This window comes from Reinekea blandensis MED297, from assembly GCF_000153185.1.
In the GTDB taxonomy this organism is placed as follows: domain Bacteria; phylum Pseudomonadota; class Gammaproteobacteria; order Pseudomonadales; family Natronospirillaceae; genus Reinekea; species Reinekea blandensis.
Genome location: NZ_CH724151.1, coordinates 20,048 through 37,301 on the forward strand (window position 1 = coordinate 20,048; position 17,254 = coordinate 37,301).

Below are 17,254 nucleotides of genomic sequence, written 5' to 3' on the forward strand. Positions count from 1 at the left end.
GATCAGACCCCCGGCGCCCAGCCATGTGTAATCGGGTAGCGCCGGTCACGACCAAAACCCCGCTTGGTGACACGAACACCCTCAGGTGCCTGACGGCGCTTATACTCATTCAGATCAATCAACCGGATGACACGTTTGACATCGTCTTCATTGAAACCGGACTCGATAATGGTTTGCTGACTTTCATCATGCTCGACATAGCGTTCAATGATGGCATCCAGCACTTCATAGGGCGGCAAGCTGTCTTCGTCCAGCTGATCCGGAGCCAGCTCGGCCGATGGCGGTCGGGTAATGACCCGTTCAGGGATTACCTCTCCGAAGGAGTTGCGCCAGCGAGACAAGCGATACACCCAGAGTTTCGGCACGTCTTTCAAACAGTTATAGCCCCCACACATATCGCCGTACAAGGTGGCGTATCCGACCGCCATCTCACTCTTATTGCCGGTGGTCAGCACCATATTGCCGGTTTTGTTCGACAACGCCATCAAAAACAACCCGCGCATACGCGATTGCATGTTCTGCTCGGTAACATCCGCCGGCCGGTCACCAAACTGAGGCTGAAGCGTGGTTAACGCGGCTTCAAATGCCTCACCGATGGGCAGCACTTCGTATCGGATACCGAGACGACGAGCTTCGTCTTCTGCATCCTCCAGAGAAATTTTCGCGGTGTAGTGATAGGGCATCATCACGCCCATCACCCGATCAGGTCCCAGGGCATCCACAGCAATGGCGGCACTTAACGCCGAGTCGATTCCGCCTGACATACCCAGAACTACGCCGGGGAAGCGGTTTCGATTGACATAGTCGGCCAGCCCCGTCTTGAGCGCTTCATAGAGCGCTGCCTCGACCGACATCGGCGGTGTTACCTCGCCTGATTTCACCTGCCAGCCATTTGCTTCCTGCGTCAGCTCAACGTACTGCAATGCCTCCTGAAACTCAGGCAACGAAGCCTGCACGGTGGCGTCAGCTCCGACAACAAAGGAGCCACCATCAAAAACCAGTTCGTCCTGACCACCTACATGGTTTACGTAGACGGTCGCCATCGGCCATTGAGACACCACCCGAGTCACCTGTTCGTGACGCTCTGCTGTTCGATTAATGGAGTAAGGGCTGCCGTTAATATTCAGATTGATCTGCGCACCGGCCTCATAGGCACGACGCGCCGGGCCGTCATACCAGATGTCTTCGCAAATACTCAATCCGATACGTGCACCCATGAAATCAAAGACACAGGTCTGATCCCCCTTCTGAAAATACCGCTTTTCATCAAAGACCTGATAGTTTGGCAAATGCTGTTTGCGGTAGTCGGCAATCACCTGCCCTTCGCTGATCACCATGACCTTGTTGTAAAGCTTGCCGTCTTCACGTTGAGGATAGCCAACGACCATGGCAATTGGTAAGCGCGCATCAAACAAGCGATGCATGGCCTGACTAACACGTTTCGCCAGACTCGGGCGCAGCAAAAGATCTTCTGGCGGGTACCCGGTCAAGGTCAGTTCCGGAAAGACGATCATATCTGCGCCCTGCGCCATGGCCTCACGGCTCAGGGTGAGAATTTTATCCACATTGCCGTCAATATCTCCGACTGGAAAACGCTGCTGGGCCAATGCTAACTTCATGTTTCAAAACCGAGGTTGTTAAGACTGGCGCTATTGTCCGGTTTTCACAGCGCTCCCACAAGCGTCCATCCCTATCTCAGAGCCCTCAGGGGTGGTTATAATGACCTGAGACTTAAAACGGCACCCGAACCCTATGGCTTTCAAGCTGACATACCCATCCTATCGTGCGCAACAACTGTTGTTCACATTCGGGATTTTCAGACTGATTCTGGCTACCACATTGGTGGTTTTCACGTTACTGCCTGATGCCAGCGCCGGAGTACTGCCCGCTTCGAACAGCGAATCGCTACGCTATGCTGCGTTGGCCTACCTTGTTTTGGCTATACTTGGTTTATTGGTCACCGTGAATGAGCAGTTATCCAAAACGCCGGTGACCATTCTCCTGACGACCGATCTTTTATTGTTAATGCTGATCATGCGCTACGCTGGCGGTGTCGATACCGGTGTTGGCAACCTGATGCTCATCAGTGTCGGGATTGGAGGCTTATTACTGCCTTTGCAGCAGAGTTTATTGGTCGCTGCCATTGCCACCTCGACAGTGGTCTATACCGAAATGCTGCCACTTAAGGGTACAGACAACGACCTGTTTCACGCAGCTCTGCTTGGCATCGGCTTTTTTGTCGAAACCGTTTTACTGCAATACGTCGGTCATCGGGTAAAAACCACCGAACAGCTTGCCCGCGCCCAGGCGGATACCATTCTGGATCTGCGCCACCTTAATGAACTCATCGTACAGCGCATGCGCACCGGGATCATTGTAATTACCAATGAAGGGGCGGTGCGACTAATGAACGATGCGGCGAGGAACCTGCTGAACATTCGGGAACATCGCCCTTTCTGGCTGACCAAACCTCTATTTGAACGACTGGAACAATGGCGATCCAACCCTCAGAGTGCGATTGCAAACTTCCAAGCGGACGCCGATCACCCGGTTGTCAGTATCAATTTTGCCAAACTTCAGGATACTGATGTGAGTGATCTGATCGTATTTCTGGAAGACATCGGTCGCATGAACCAGCAGGCACAGCAATTAAAGCTGGCCTCACTGGGCCGTCTAACGGCATCCATCGCGCATGAAATCCGGAACCCGCTCGGCGCCATCAGTCATGCGGCTCAACTATTGGAAGAAGCCCCGACACTCAGTTCCGGTGACCAGCGACTGCTCGATATCATCAACAATCATTCCAGTCGCGTGAATACCATCATAGAAACAATTCTAGAACTGTCTCGACGCCGACCGAGCCGATTAGAAATCATTCAATTGTCAGAACTGTTTGAACGCTGCATGAGTGAACGTGAACTGCAGACCGCTTCTGGTCAAGAAGCGATCAACGTCAACCTGACTGTCGACTGGCCGGTAGAAATTGATGTGAACCAGATCAAACAAGTCTTACACAATTTAATAGACAATGGCCTGCGCTATAGCGAACAGAAAACCGGCAAGCGACTGCTGCAGGTGACCTCCGGAACGCTTGCGGATACCGAACAGATGTATCTCGATATTGAAGATCGGGGAGACGGTGTACCGTCAGATCAGGTTAAAAACCTCTTTGAACCCTTTTACACGACGGAAACCGCCGGTACCGGCCTGGGCCTGTATATCGCCAAAGAACTTTGCGAAGCCAATCAAATGCAACTCAGCTACGTCGATGATCGACCGGGGGCCTGCTTCCGGCTGGTGTTTTCCCACGCTATTACTCAGTCTTTAGCTCAACCACAGGACGTATAATCATGTCAGCAGAACAACATGTGCTTGTGATCGATGATGAGCCGGATATTCGGGAACTGCTCGAAATAACCCTGATGCGCATGGGCCTGAAAAGCAGTTCAGCCAGCGATGTGCATTCCGCTTATGCCACCATTCAAAACGATCACTTTGATCTGATTCTCACCGATATGAGGTTACCGGATGGAAATGGTCTGGACATCGTCCGATATGTAGCAGAAAGCCACCCCAACACACCCATCGCCGTGATCACCGCGCATGGCAGTATGGACCTCGCCATCGAGTCCCTGAAATCAGGCGCTTTCGACTTTGTCTCAAAGCCCATTGATATTCATAAGCTGCGTAACCTGATCAACCAAGCCCTGAAAGTGACTCAATCACAAAAAACTCAGGAACTTGAGCCCTTGGACCGTGGCGGGCTGTCCCTTGGTGAATCCGCACCGATGCAGGCGTTGAGTAAAAAAATCCGCAAACTGGCCATCAGTCAGGCGCCGGTTTTCATTCAAGGGGAGTCCGGCACCGGTAAAGAACTGGCCGCACATCAGATTCATTCACAGGGTCCTCGAAGTGCAGGCCCTTTCGTCCCGGTAAACTGTGGTGCCATTCCTTCCGAACTCATGGAAAGTGAGTTTTTCGGCCACAAAAAAGGCGCGTTTACTGGTGCGAATGAAGACAAGCAAGGCTTTTTCCAGGCCGCTCAGGGTGGAACACTCTTTCTTGACGAGGTCGCCGACCTTCCTCTCGCCATGCAGGTCAAACTGCTTCGTGCCATTCAAGAGAAAAAGGTACGCCCCGTTGGCGCACAGAAAGAGATCGATGTCGATGTGCGTATTCTTTCTGCGACACACAAAGACCTCAGTGCCATGGTCGAAAACGGCGACTTCCGGCAAGATCTTTTTTACCGGATCAATGTGATTTCCCTTCACATCCCGCCGCTGAGAGATCGTCACGATGATATCCCACTGCTGTGCGACAACATCCTGAAACGCATCGCTAATAATTATGAACTACCGCCAGCCCGCTTGGACAGTCACGCGCAAAAGGCGCTTTCAGTCTATCCTTTTCCCGGTAATGTACGGGAACTGGAAAACATTCTTGAGCGCGCCTTTGCCATGTGTGAGGACGATGTTATTACCGAATCTGACCTGAACCTTCAAGACGTCAATAGCCAGTCGGTCAAACCGTTACAAGGGATCACGATCGGCAATCGCCCTGATGGGGTGTCACTGGAAGACTATCTGATGGACATTGAACGGAATGTGGTGGAGCAGGCGCTGGAAGAAACCCGATGGAACCGTACCGCCGCCGCTAAGAAACTCGGTATAACGTTCCGGGCATTGCGTTATCGGTTGAAGAAACTTGGTTTGGATTAAATGGTTGGCTTTCTGAAAAGTCAGAAAGCCAACGAACTATAGACCATCTGTTACCAACAGGCTCCCGGTGTATTAGTTGCACCGGTTGAGTTAATAGACAGTCGACGACCAAGATTATCAATCGTAAATGCAAGACAATCGGTATCCTGTAACTGACGTCCTTTAGCGGTTGCAACTAACTGGAAGCATCTCGCCCCGGTACACCCCAACGAGATAGTCACATCCGTTGTTCCACCACTTGCAGTCGGTACTCCTGAGACGGTCACCGATGCAGGCAACGTCGTCGCATCAGTTACAACTGTCAAATCATAAAACCCGTTCTCCGACTCACTGCCGGTTGGATTCAAATCATTCACAGCAAGAGTGTAACCACCCGTCCGACTGAAGTTCCGTTCCTGAAAGTTCGCAGCGGATGTCAGCATTATCGTAGCATCTGACCTGTTGGTACGTATCACCTGATTCTGATACGACGGGTATGCGATTGCCGCAATGATACCGACGATTGCAACCACAATCATCAGTTCAATCAAGGTAAAGCCTCGCGTGTTATTCATCATGTTTAATTACTACCTTAAAAAAGAATTTCTAACTCACGCCAAGACTGGCGGCCGGCTGCATCAACATCTCCGACGGTGGTACGGTAACACACCATCTCACCCGTACTCGACTGAACAAAGACACAGTTTCCAGATGAATCGCCGGCATATTCCGATGCCTTAGTAGGATCATCAATCAGCGCAGAAATAATTGTCGAATCATCTATTAGTGTGATGTTATCACTCGTTTCAAAAACAGTAACGCCCGAAAACTCGCCGACACCAAGATCTGCAGACGTTGAAACTACGTTTTCTGTATCTCCATCATTATCCAGGTCTTCCGCTGTTGATTGACCTAGTGGAGAGTAAGGAATTGCTGTTCCCGTTTTCCAGCTAACGACATTCAACATCGAACGACCATTTACGTCACACTGGTCCGCAGACGGTAAGTATTCAGAAAAAATCAGCTGATCCTGATACATCAACGGTTCTCGCAGCGACCGGCCACTTGGGTTATCAGTGACTTTCGTCAAGTTCCGATACCACCCCGCCTTGTTAGACATCTGATAAAGCAATGCATCGTAATCAGCCACTTCGGTTGAGTTAATTTCAACTGTGTTTCCAGTTGTCGTCATGATGGTGCCGGAATCCAGAACTGCAATATCATTGGAATACAACAGGTCCGCTTTTGACACTTCACTCCAAGTGAACAAATTTGATGATTTGGGTTCTTTAATGCCATAAACACTTTGCTGCATTTCGGTGTCCCGATCGTCCTGCACATAAAAACGACCCGTACCAAAGTGTACCCAACGTTCGCCATCCGAATCTCGAGACGTTATCGGGGCTGCGACAATAGGCTGCCCACTCTCCAGCATTGTCGCTGGTGACAAATCATCCGAATCGTTAATCGCGATATTGTCCGGCAATCGCCAACGGAAAAGCTTACCTGTCTGGTTATTCACCGGACCACTCACTGAACCGAAGTAGACAGCATCGGTGGTACCGTTCCCGTCCCAGTCGGACGACTCAAAACCTGCCAGGAAAGAGGTAGATGCATCCTTATCCGAATCCACTGGATCCTCAATCTTTCTCTTAACTAAAGCCTTTGATTTTAAATCGAATGTATACAAATGTCCTGACTGTGACGAAGTACTGACGGCGGCATTACCAGGCTCGGCAGGATATGGCCCACTACCAAACACCAGATACCAATCGTTCTGAGTTGGACTGGAATATTCACCACCAGACCCGTCAGCCTGCACCGCAGAGGGTTGGTAATCGTATATCAGAGTCGGTTTGCTTAATGTTAATCCAAGGTTCTCATCTGAAATTTCTGCAATCAGCTCCGGAGGACTATCCGGATTGGTAATATCCAGCACGATTATGGAAGACCGCATGACCTGCACATCATTGGCATCGCCATCATTGTCATGATCGACCTCAGTGTTCAGTCCGCCTTGGCGCATCGGAACAACCAAGATTGTCCCCCAACCGTTTACATGATCGGCACTGGGTTCGAAAATTCGAACATCATACGCTTGAGGTTCTCCATCGACGGTATAAATGTGTGCGTAATCCTGCTCCGTTTTCCATTTAAGGGTCGGCAATGCGGCTCTGGGAACATAAGCCCACATCTCGGCACCCACCGGGTGTGTATTGTCAGCATTCTTACAGTCATTGGCGACAACGATCTTGCCACCAGTGCCTGAGCCGACAATTTCCTGATCATAAAATCCATTACAGACTGAGTTCCAATAACCACCATTAAACGCGTGGATCATCCCCCCGTTGGAACCGACGTACACCATACGCCGACGATCTTCGTAATGCTTGCGGAACGCCTCATAGGTATCGTCAGACAACGAACGATCATAGCTACCTGTTGTTTTTTCGACGACTAACGGCGTTGAGTGAATAATGTCACCCAGACGCCAGGTTTCCAGACTACCATCGCCATCAACATCAAACTGACGTGTTCTAAGAGTAGCCAGGTCAACACCACGGGTATAGCTAATAACCTCAAGTGCTTCAGTTGACTCACTCGCTGTAAAACCGAGATATCCGGATAACTCTGAAATATTGGCAGAGGTAAAACTACGCATTGTCTCGCACTGCTCTTCGACAACACTGTCACCATTAGCGTCGCAATCATCTAAGGTACTGGTCATGATATAACGACCTGTATCGGCTTTATCCGTATAGGTGCGTTGATTCAGAACTTCGGTATCGGAATAGGAAGCAAGCGACTCGGCACCATTCCAGATGGAGTTAATGGCTTCGATGGGGATCGGGACACCGTGCGGAATGGCCACTTTAGCTGCATCGCCAGTTGCGCCGAGAAGTACATATCTCTGGAAGAAAGTATCCTGTTTATTCTCGTCGTAGAAGATGTTGACAATGAAGTCACCTGCGGTAGGTGCGACATCTTTGCCGTTATAAACGGGCGCATTGTCCAAAACCATATCGCCGTCGGTATCTTCCCGGATCAAACCTGCACGATCGACAAACAACGAATGTATTTGCCCGACCCAGCTGACTGATGTTGTACCTTCGCTCAGTTTCGGATAGTACAAAGCCTGATAAATAGAGCCGTTACCCGATGCTCGGTTAGCCACGACGGCCGCGTTTGAACCGGAACTCACCCGTTCAACAATCGAATTAAATACCTGGCTTAACTGTTGCTCCAGCGTTGCAGGGTTTCTTACTTTGTAATAGTTATCCGGAATGCCATCACTACCGAAACCACCGGTTTCGTTGATGACGCTGTCCCACTCTTGAACCAAGTCTGGCTTACCGTTGGCATTAGCATCAACAAAGCCGCCATATTTCGCCGCTAAAAACAGGGGTTTTTTCAGTGACTCGGCAACCGTACCTGCTGTATCGACTTCATAGGTTTTTGTTACCAGAGCTGGAGGTGAACCACTGGTTATCCAATCATAGTCATCATCGACAACATCCCCCTGGCCTGTTTTGAGACTCCAGCTCTGTTGTACACCATCATCAGATGAACCTGAGATTGAGTAACTCGCCCGATGATAGTGACTACCGGCCCAGTTTACGATTTGGTTCCGGATATGAAATTCACCATCGTTCAGATTTTGACAGGTCGTAGAACCAGTATATAAATTTGTGCAAATATCTATGCGCTGGACCAAATCAAGATCATAGTCCATCCCCCAGTTTGCATCTTCCCAGGCTACATGCATGCGTGCATAAATAAGATCACCTGAATCACTGATTTCCAGATCTTTAAGCTGAATGTCAGTCAGAGAGCAATAGTGGTAGTCGCCATTGGGTCCCGCCATACAAGCTGGAACGATTTTTACCGGGCTACCTTTAACGGTGAAATCCAGTTCGGGAACGGCATCAGCAAGATCAATGGCATAGGTATCTACCGTCTGGTCACCGGCAAATACCGTACTCAAGTCATTTGTATTGGCATGATACGCTAAACCGGCGATATGGAAGCTACCTTCAATATTTGGTGCATCCGGGCAGATTCCGACTTCTTGAGATAAAGTCCCCATTGTCTTTTCAACACATACCTCAATACCGCCATTTAACTGCTTAGCGATAAAAGATTTACCCGTTAACGTATCGTATTCTAGGTCACCTACTTCGTTAGTTTTGGCTATCAGGTCATCCGCAGAATCCAGTCCGGCGACGTCTCCATTAATGACATTCACCACGTCGTTATCAAAGGAGGTTGGTCCCGATGAAATCAAAATGGTCGCGCATTTAGCACAGTAGTTATCACTGTTCAGAGGGTTCGTCCAAGAACGCACCATACTAAGATCACCATTAAAATACTGATCATCCCTGGTTGTCCCATTTCGAGTTCGATTACCTGCATAAATGTGATTTGGTTCCCCGGAAAAATAACGCAGGGTTTCATAGAGGATTTCCCCCATCGGATTACCCCAATCCGGGCACTGTATCGACCACGAAGAACTATCGCTCTTTAAACGGTCGTTTTTAACATTATACGAGTTTTCAAAGCAGTTGCCGTCATACCGTGAATCTCCAATTTGCCACCCGTAAATATGTAGTGCATCAAGATTCTTGATAATCCCTTGTGAGACATTCTGAATGGCTCCATTTGTAAGATTAACTTCATCATTGGTGGCGGTTGTATTTCCTGCGAACCGCTTAATAGGAGAACGAATAATACCGCCGTTGGTATTATGAACATAAGAACCCGTGATCAGACCGAACTCAATACGACCATCCTCGCCAAACTTTTGCAACAAACCAACGGGCTTGTAATATCGGTCGTCACCATCAAGATACAACCGGCATCGACTTGAACCCCATTCTTGAGGATCCCGACATGCTTCCACTCTTACCGTCAGATCATTATTAATTCGCTGTCCCCAAGGTGGAGACCCACTCTCACCATAATTACAGACAGTACCTGCATTCATGGACCACCCGGAGTAGAGCCCCTTTGCCGCTCGTAGTACTGGATTACTGCCACTTGTTGAAGTACTACAAAAGCTTACACCATCAGAGCTAACATAATCGTCGGGCACAATATGATAAAGTGCCACTTCATCTGGATTATCTATAGCATCATACTCAGGTTTGATTTTTGCGAATGAGTGAACATCATTCGGCAGATAAGCCCGTTGCAGTACCGCACCACCATGTTTAACTTCGACACCCGCGACCGTAGATGATTCGGTAGGCGTGGTATCGTCAACAACCCGTTTACCGCCGTAGAGTACATGGCGAACCATGTCCATGCGTGTCATGGTCACCCAGTTCAAAAAGTTCCCCGACCACCCCTCTCGACAGGAATGATAAATTGTCTCGCCAGTATTGTTATCGGCCCGGGGACCCACAGCCTCTTCAGCCGGTAACACCTCAAAAAGGTCGTCCGAATCGTTGTACTCATAACACAAGTCCGGATTGAAATAGCCTGAGTAACTGAACTCATCGGTGTAGCGAATATTCAATACACCGTCTCCGTCCAGATCGGTAAAATCCGGATAGGCTTTCATAAAGAGCTGGTGGTCGTTGGACATCGCCAACATCACCAACGGTGTATTTTCCTGAGTTAACGACAATGGTGCCAATGTGTAATCTGACGAGGTCGCAGACCAGGCAGAGACAGCCAATGCAAAAACAGAACTGAACAAACTGAGTTTATACAAACGTTTCATAGTGGAGCCTCTCAGTCTCTACGAAATATGGATTGGAGCATAACCCGTGAACTGCCATTACGGCCGAAACCTAGTGCGGTCACACGGTACAATGGTTCCCAATAGGTTGGGCTGTAACGATTAGATGCGTCGTACTGTTCACTTGGTACAGCTTCTGGAGTTTTCACGGCAAAACAATAAAATTCGATCACATAGCGTGCCGGGGGTATCGGACCAGTTTCATCAAGATCAAAGACAGCGACCCGATGCCTACCGGACCCATCTGCCCAAACATCAACATCCTGATATATTTCAGTTGAAGGGCTCGACGCCGGCGTAATGACACATTCATCGCCGGCATCAAACTCTCCGGTAAAGCAAAGTCCATTGGTGCAATCGGCCTGAAAACATTCAGTTTGCACACAGGATTCATAAAAATTATCCTGTTGGTAGTTTTTACCGCGTAAGAACTCTTCACCTTCTTGCAAAGCGGCTTCGGCTGCTTGGAAAGCAACACTTCGATCTGCAAAGTTGCCCGTCATTCGCTCTTCCACTGTCGCAAGACGCATTGCGGAGACCCCGGCAACGGTCAGGATGAGCAAAAAAACCAGTGCAACAAGCAGGACGACCCCGGATTGTTTGCGGTAGATTGACATCAGCTTAACCCCCGATTTCTCAAGCGGACAGAAGTCGAAAATGTCTGGCTTTGAATGGCAGTGTTCTCATAAGTACTCACGTCAACTTCAATACTGATTGAAATTACCTCCGAAAACTCATAACTCGCGGATGCGTTAATAGCGGAGGCACTTAAGAAAACGTCTGGAAACCCATCACCATCATCATCAACGCCGTATCGAAATCGCAGACCATCGACGCCATTAATAATTTCCTGACCGTCCCGATGCAATGCATTAATGGTTGCATCGGTTCCGGAAGGCTCGATCCAATAAGCAACTTCTTCCATGGTAAATACACTCGACCCGGGGCTGTAGGCTTTTTCTATAGAGGCTGACTCGTTTGTACAATCAAAGTTACCTTTGAGATGATTCGTACAATTACCCAGCCCAGTGTTATGAACCACATGCTCGGCCCACGCACTTACCGCTTTATCATCGTCATCAGGATCCATAGCGGTGCACTGAGCTTTAGTCACACAGTTGGTCGGTCCAGACTGAACAAAAATACCAATGTTCGAACAATCCCGATCCACAACAGTCCAAACAGTACCAGAGGGATAAGGGTGGGGACCGTTAAATGATATTCTTGCCGAATCAGGATTGTGATCTTTGACTGTCAATGCGTTGCTAATATCGATTAGTCGCATTTCTAACACGGAGGAATCTTCGACAATACCCGAATACTTAGTAGGAATACCGGTCTCATCTTCATCCCAGCCTTCGAGCACATCATTGATATCAAAATAATAAGAAGAAGTATTGTCTATCGAGTTTGCAACCTGCATTGCACTGCCATTACAGCCAAAGTACCCAACATTTCGCAGATCACGGACAATGTAATCTAGGGCAATTTTAGCGGTTTCCTGCATACGCGCCTGCTGTACCAGCTCGTTATAGCTACCTTGAGAGCCGGTTAAAACCTGAATAACACCACCCATTAACAATAAGCCCAGAAGCATGGCGATCATCAGCTCGACAATACTAAAGCCCTTATGATTTCTCATGACTCTGTTCCTCATAGCAACGCATAAAATTCAAAAGCAACCAACTCATCTTGTTCGATATTCAGTGTGCTCGGTTCCTCAAGCAAGAGCTCGCTGGTTTCAACAAGACGGATGGTTAATCTGACGTAATTGGGTTCGATGGTTCCATCCGACAAAGCTTTGGAGACTCGCGCGTCAGCACCGGGTGCCACCGTCTGCAGGTTCTCCATCCAGCGGCGAAGATCCCAACTCGCCATTTGAACCGGTGTGCAGGCTTCCGCAGCACAGTCTTTGATCAACTCTGGCAGATCTTCGTCAAAGTCCCGCAGATAGTTGTCGGTTGAAATGGCCTGTTGCGAGTTGGCCCGCATTCGGTCAAATAAGTCTTCTGCCAAGGCGGCAGCTCTTGCTCGCTGCATGGTCTCAAAGTTCATGCGCATCGCTTGCGTCTGAATCGCTGAGAAGCCTAACAGCCCAATGGCAAGCACCAACATCGCGACAAGAACTTCTATCAGACCCGCGCCCTGTTGAAATTTCATTTTTAACTGCATGTTAACGTCGCTCCATCGGTGTATCTCACCCGGCCGGTACCTGGTGCTACGACCAAAGCTTCATGGAAACCACTGATAGAATCACAAAACAAAAAGCTCTGTTGACCAACTTCTAAAAAGCCGCGACTGTTATAACGTAATGCACTACCACCATTGGGTTGAATATCAACCGCATCTGAACTGCTGTTGATATAGACCCGAATCACTTCATCATCTGGCCGGTTATCGGTCGCGGCATAATCAGTCAAAGCGGAATTTTCATCGGTGTCAGTGATTACAATCCAACCGTTGTTCCAGTGATCGGTATTGGTAGAGCAGTCCAAGGTCGCCGCAGTGGCGTTAGCAACCGGGCAAATGGTTACTGATCGGGCCCTGGCAATGGCTTCAGAGCGAGCAAGAATCAAATCTGCGTACAGATCCTCCTGCACTTTACTGGCAGCACTGCGTCGAATCTGGTCCCGGAACGAAGGGGCCGCCAGCGCCATTAACACCCCCATAATCGCCAAACCCAGCATCAGTTCCGTAATGGTAAACCCCGAACTTCGTCTCATACATTACCTACCTATCAATACCGTTCGTATATTAGCGGGAGATTGTAAAGAAGATCGACGATAAAGATAAACGGTCAATAAGGGAAGATAAGCGGGATGGAACCGGCGCGTTTTGCTAACCGGTTCATAGTTATGGCAAGGCCTGAGCCTAGTGCTCAGTCGACTGGCGTCAGGCGCAGTTCTTTAGGCATGGAAAAGGTGATGTTTTCCTGAACACCGTCAAGCTCAACAGGCGGGTTGGCTCCGTAGTTCTGCAAGCCGTCAATCACCTGTTTCACAAGGATATCCGGGGCCGAGGCACCGGCGGTAACGCCAATCTGGCTTTTTCCTTCAAACCAGGCCGGCTCAAGCTGGTCAACCGAGTCGATCAGGTATGCATCGCAGCCGATGCGTTCAGCCAGTTCCCGGAGTCGGTTACTGTTTGAGGAGTTCGGCGAGCCCACCACGATAACCACATCGCAGTCCCGGGCCAGTGTTTTCACCGCATCCTGGCGATTCTGAGTTGCGTAGCAGATATCGTCTTTGCGAGGCCCCTGGATCTGAGGGAACTTCGCCCGTAAAGCGTCAATTATCCGCGCGGTATCGTCCATAGATAGGGTCGTTTGCGTTACATAAGCCAATCGATCCGGATGCTTAACCTGCAGGGCGTCCACACACGCTTCAGCTTCAACCAAGTAGATCTCGCCGCCGTTGCTCCGATCGTACTGACCCATGGTGCCTTCGACTTCCGGATGCCCCCGGTGGCCGATCAGGATGCATTCCATTCCCTCCCGGGAATATCGGGCTACCTCCAGATGCACCTTGGTGACCAGTGGGCAAGTCGCATCATAGACTCTCAACCCCCGGCGATCGGCTTCTTTTCGAACCGCCTGAGAAACACCGTGCGCGGAAAAAATCACCCAGTTATCGTCCGGAACCTCGTCCAGTTCATCAACAAAGATGGCCCCGCGGGATTTCAAATCTTCAACAACAAACTTGTTATGCACCACTTCGTGACGCACGTACAGCGGCGCGCCGTGCACCTCTAATGCCCGGTTGACGATATCAATCGCACGATCCACTCCGGCACAGAAGCCACGAGGGTTCGCCAGCTTAATGTCCATGGCTTGCAGCCTCCACCGAGAGTATTTCGACCTCGAAATCCAAAGCTTTGCCGGCCAGCGGATGATTAAAGTCCACGGTTACCCGGTCATCAGAAATTTCACTGACAACGCCCGGCAATTCTGAACCGGAGGCATCTTCAAATGACATCACCATGCCGGGTTCAATATCCCCAGCCTGAGCAAACTGCGCCCGGCTAAAGGACTGCACATTGCCCGGGTTCGCTTGTCCAAAGGCGTCTTCCGGTGGCACTCGTACGGTGCGCCGGTCACCGGCCGACATTCCCAGCAGATGTTTCTCAAACCCCTCTGGGAGATTGCCATCGCCCATGGTCATCTCTGCCGGTGCTTTACCAAAAGTACTGTCCACAATATCGCCGCTTTCCAGCTTCAGCGAAAAATGCAGCGTCACTCTGGAGTTTTCATGAATAGCAGACATACTCAAAACCTTAAAACGGACCTGCCTCAAGGCAGGTCTAACTCATTACTTGGTACGATGCCTCAGGCAAACTGTCTCTGTTCGCCATTACCATCAACATTTTCCACGCATCGACCGCACAGTTCAGGATGCTCACTGATCGTGCCGACTTCCGGCCGCTGATGCCAGCATCGGGCGCACTTCTCATGATCCGATTTTTCAATCAGTACTTTCAATCCTTCAAGATCCGTCACCACAGCCGACGCCGGCGCATCGTTGACATCCGCCAACACGGCCCCGCTGGTCAGCGTAACGAAACGCAGCTCATCACCCAAACGCCCCAATGCGGCTTTCAGTTCGGTGTCACAGTAAAGCGTCACCTCAGCCGTCAAGGCACCGCCGATCGCACCGTCATTCCGGGCTTCTTCCAGCGCCTTATTAACCGCATCTTTCGCCTGCTGAACCATGGCCCAGTAGTCCGCATCCAGCTCTTCACCGGCATCAAACGCAAACAGGCCGCCGTACCAGACCTCAGTAAAGACCGTTTCTTTCGTCTGACCCGGAATCACAGCCCACAGTTCATCTGCGGTAAAACTGAGAATCGGTGCCATCCAGCGCACCATCGCCTGCAAGACATGATACAGGGCGGTCTGCGCGGAGCGTCGGGCCAGCGAGTCTTCCTGCGTGGTGTACTGACGGTCTTTGATGATATCAAGGTAAAAGCCGCCCATATCTAATGCACAGAAATGGTGAATCTTCTGGACGACCTGGACAAACTGATAGTTGTCGTACAAATCGTTCAGTTCGGTCTGCACCTGAAGCGCTCGATCCACCGCCCAGCGGTCCAGAGACAACATATCCTGAGGTGCTACCAGGTTTTCTGCCGGATCAAACCCATTCAGGTTGGACACCAGAAAGCGAGCGGTGTTCCGGATCCGACGATACGAATCCGCTGAACGCTTAAGGATGTCGCGCGAGAACGCCATATCGCCGGAATAGTCCGCTGAGGCTACCCACAGACGCAGAATATCAGCACCAAACTGATTGAAGACTTCCTGGGGTTCCATTCCATTGCCGAGGGACTTGGACATCTTGTAGCCCTTCTCATCGACAACGAAACCATGCGTCAGCACCTGCTTGTATGGTGCGGTTCCGTTGATCGCCACCGCCGTTTTCAGGGACGACTGGAACCATCCCCGATGCTGGTCCGACCCTTCCAGATACATATCGGCCGGGTACTGTCCCAGTTCCGGGCGTTTACGTAATACGGCAGAGTGCGTCACACCAGAGTCGAACCAGACATCCAGCGTATCTTTGGTTTTTTCATACTGATCGGCATCACTGATGACGGTACTCAGATCGAAGTCATACCAGGCGTCCATCCCTTCCTGCTCAACCACCTTGGCCACAGCTTCGATGATTTTAGGCAGTTCCGGATGCAGCTCCCCGGTTTCTTTATGAACAACGAAGGTGATCGGGGTGCCCCAGGTGCGCTGACGCGAGATACACCAATCCGGCGATTGCCCGACCATGGCTTCGATCCGGTTTTGACCCCAACCGGGCACCCAACGAACGCCCTGAATGGCTTCCATGGCCTGTTCTTTCAGACCGTTTTTCTCCATCGAAATGAACCACTGCGGTGTCGCCCGATAGATCAGCGGAGTTTTGGTTCGCCAGCAATGGGCGTAAGAGTGGCGCAGCTTACCTTCACTGAGCAGATGGCCGTGCTCTTTGGTCACTTCGATCACTTTCGGATCGACTTTATAGACGTGCTCTCCGGCAAACAGTTCAACGTTCGCCCGGAACACACCACCGTCATCCATCGGATTAATGGTGCTGATGCCATATTTGTTACAGACAACAAAGTCTTCCATACCGTGGTCCGGTGCGGTGTGTACAAAACCGGTACCAGCGTCCAGCGTGACATGCTCGCCCAGCAGAACCGGGATATCCCGATCATAAAACGGATGACGGAAGACCTTGTTTTCCAACACAGCGCCTTTGAAATGCGCCAGAACCTCAACCGACTCCTGCCCTGAACGTTCTTTAAAGCTTGGTAACAGTTCTTCGGCGAGCAGCACGCGCATGGGTTTGCCATCGTGCTCAATCTGCGCCATGACATAATCGATGTCTTCGCCTGCAGAGATCGCCAATGAAGACGGCAGCGTCCACGGCGTTGTGGTCCAGATGACGACATGGACATCGCCCTCGCCGGCATCCGTACCCAACGCAGCCAATACTTCAGCCTGATCTTTTGCAGGATAAGCCACGTCAATGCTGAACGACGTTTTATCGTGATATTCAACTTCGGCTTCAGCCAAGGCAGAGCCACCCACCACCGACCAGTACACAGGTTTGTATCCACGAACCAGATGTCCGGACTCGGCGATTTTTCCGAGCGCCCGGATGATGTCGGCTTCGGTCTGGTAGTTCATCGTCAGGTAGGGGTTATCCCAGTCACCAAAGACCCCCATGCGTTTAAACTCTTCGCGCTGATTGCTGACCTGAGTCTGGGCATATGAGCGACACTCGGCACGAAACTCCCGGAAGCCGACCTTATCCCCTGCTCGCCC

12 protein-coding genes are annotated in these 17,254 nt (G+C 50.4%); 2 read left to right on the top strand and 10 right to left on the bottom strand.

From position 1 onward, the window contains the following. Positions 1 to 2: 2 nt before the first annotated feature. A complete protein-coding gene (locus tag MED297_RS08650) occupies positions 3 to 1,619 on the bottom strand; it encodes an NAD+ synthase (RefSeq protein ID WP_008044110.1) in 1,617 nt (538 codons plus the stop codon). Positions 1,620 to 1,752: 133 nt separating this feature from the next. On the opposite strand from MED297_RS08650, the gene MED297_RS08655 reads away from it, so the two are divergent. After that, the gene (locus MED297_RS08655) at positions 1,753 to 3,348 is read left to right on the top strand and encodes a sensor histidine kinase (protein ID WP_008044111.1); all 1,596 of its coding nucleotides are present in this window, start codon (positions 1,753 to 1,755) and stop codon (positions 3,346 to 3,348) included. A gap of 2 nt (positions 3,349 to 3,350) precedes the next feature. Next, positions 3,351 to 4,718 (top strand): sigma-54-dependent transcriptional regulator, encoded by a 1,368-nt coding sequence (locus MED297_RS08660; RefSeq protein WP_008044112.1) that lies wholly within the window; start codon positions 3,351 to 3,353, stop codon positions 4,716 to 4,718. 50 nt (positions 4,719 to 4,768) lie between these two features. Here the strand turns inward: MED297_RS08660 and MED297_RS22520 are convergent, their stop codons facing one another. The 9 genes from MED297_RS22520 to ileS all read right to left on the bottom strand — a co-directional run. Next, positions 4,769 to 5,275, bottom strand: a complete 507-nt coding sequence (locus tag MED297_RS22520) for a type IV pilin protein (RefSeq protein WP_050762895.1) — start codon at positions 5,273 to 5,275, stop codon at positions 4,769 to 4,771. A 14-nt stretch (positions 5,276 to 5,289) separates the two neighbouring features. Then, complete coding sequence (locus MED297_RS08670; protein ID WP_008044116.1) at positions 5,290 to 10,422, bottom strand: pilus assembly protein; 5,133 nt, start codon at positions 10,420 to 10,422, stop codon at positions 5,290 to 5,292. Positions 10,423 to 10,433: 11 nt separating this feature from the next. Further along, positions 10,434 to 11,057, bottom strand: a complete 624-nt coding sequence (locus MED297_RS08675) for a pilus assembly PilX family protein (protein WP_008044121.1) — start codon at positions 11,055 to 11,057, stop codon at positions 10,434 to 10,436. Beyond that, a complete protein-coding gene (locus tag MED297_RS08680) occupies positions 11,057 to 12,082 on the bottom strand; it encodes a PilW family protein (RefSeq protein ID WP_008044122.1) in 1,026 nt (341 codons plus the stop codon). The genes MED297_RS08675 and MED297_RS08680 overlap by 1 nt, the downstream gene beginning before the upstream one ends. Before the next feature lie 11 nt (positions 12,083 to 12,093). Then, positions 12,094 to 12,600 (bottom strand): type IV pilus modification protein PilV, encoded by a 507-nt coding sequence (gene pilV, locus MED297_RS21200; protein ID WP_161599289.1) that lies wholly within the window; start codon positions 12,598 to 12,600, stop codon positions 12,094 to 12,096. Between the two features lie 2 nt (positions 12,601 to 12,602). Then, positions 12,603 to 13,163 (bottom strand): GspH/FimT family pseudopilin, encoded by a 561-nt coding sequence (locus MED297_RS21205; protein ID WP_008044124.1) that lies wholly within the window; start codon positions 13,161 to 13,163, stop codon positions 12,603 to 12,605. Positions 13,164 to 13,318: 155 nt separating this feature from the next. Then, positions 13,319 to 14,266: a 4-hydroxy-3-methylbut-2-enyl diphosphate reductase gene (gene ispH, locus MED297_RS08695; protein WP_008044125.1), complete on the bottom strand. Its 948-nt coding sequence runs from the start codon at positions 14,264 to 14,266 to the stop codon at positions 13,319 to 13,321. Beyond that, on the bottom strand, positions 14,256 to 14,702 hold the full coding sequence (fkpB, locus tag MED297_RS08700; RefSeq protein WP_008044126.1) for an FKBP-type peptidyl-prolyl cis-trans isomerase: 447 nt from the start codon (positions 14,700 to 14,702) through the stop codon (positions 14,256 to 14,258). The genes ispH and fkpB overlap by 11 nt, the downstream gene beginning before the upstream one ends. A 62-nt stretch (positions 14,703 to 14,764) precedes the next feature. Then, on the bottom strand, positions 14,765 to 17,254 hold a 2,490-nt coding region (gene ileS, locus MED297_RS08705; protein WP_008044127.1), incomplete at its 5' end, for an isoleucine--tRNA ligase.

Excerpts from the sequence above, each read along its gene's own strand:
- pilV (WP_161599289.1), bottom strand. The coding sequence starts at position 12,600 with ATGAAATTTCAACAGGGCGCGGGTCTGATAGAAGTTCTTGTCGCGATG.
- ispH (WP_008044125.1), bottom strand. The coding sequence starts at position 14,266 with ATGGACATTAAGCTGGCGAACCCTCGTGGCTTCTGTGCCGGAGTGGAT.
- MED297_RS08660 (WP_008044112.1), top strand. The coding sequence starts at position 3,351 with ATGTCAGCAGAACAACATGTGCTTGTGATCGATGATGAGCCGGATATT.
- MED297_RS08680 (WP_008044122.1), bottom strand. The coding sequence starts at position 12,082 with ATGAGAAATCATAAGGGCTTTAGTATTGTCGAGCTGATGATCGCCATG.
- MED297_RS21205 (WP_008044124.1), bottom strand. The coding sequence starts at position 13,163 with ATGAGACGAAGTTCGGGGTTTACCATTACGGAACTGATGCTGGGTTTG.
- MED297_RS08670 (WP_008044116.1), bottom strand. The coding sequence starts at position 10,422 with ATGAAACGTTTGTATAAACTCAGTTTGTTCAGTTCTGTTTTTGCATTG.
- MED297_RS08655 (WP_008044111.1), top strand. The coding sequence starts at position 1,753 with ATGGCTTTCAAGCTGACATACCCATCCTATCGTGCGCAACAACTGTTG.
- MED297_RS08675 (WP_008044121.1), bottom strand. The coding sequence starts at position 11,057 with ATGTCAATCTACCGCAAACAATCCGGGGTCGTCCTGCTTGTTGCACTG.
- MED297_RS22520 (WP_050762895.1), bottom strand. The coding sequence starts at position 5,275 with ATGATGAATAACACGCGAGGCTTTACCTTGATTGAACTGATGATTGTG.
- MED297_RS08650 (WP_008044110.1), bottom strand. The coding sequence starts at position 1,619 with ATGAAGTTAGCATTGGCCCAGCAGCGTTTTCCAGTCGGAGATATTGAC.
- fkpB (WP_008044126.1), bottom strand. The coding sequence starts at position 14,702 with ATGTCTGCTATTCATGAAAACTCCAGAGTGACGCTGCATTTTTCGCTG.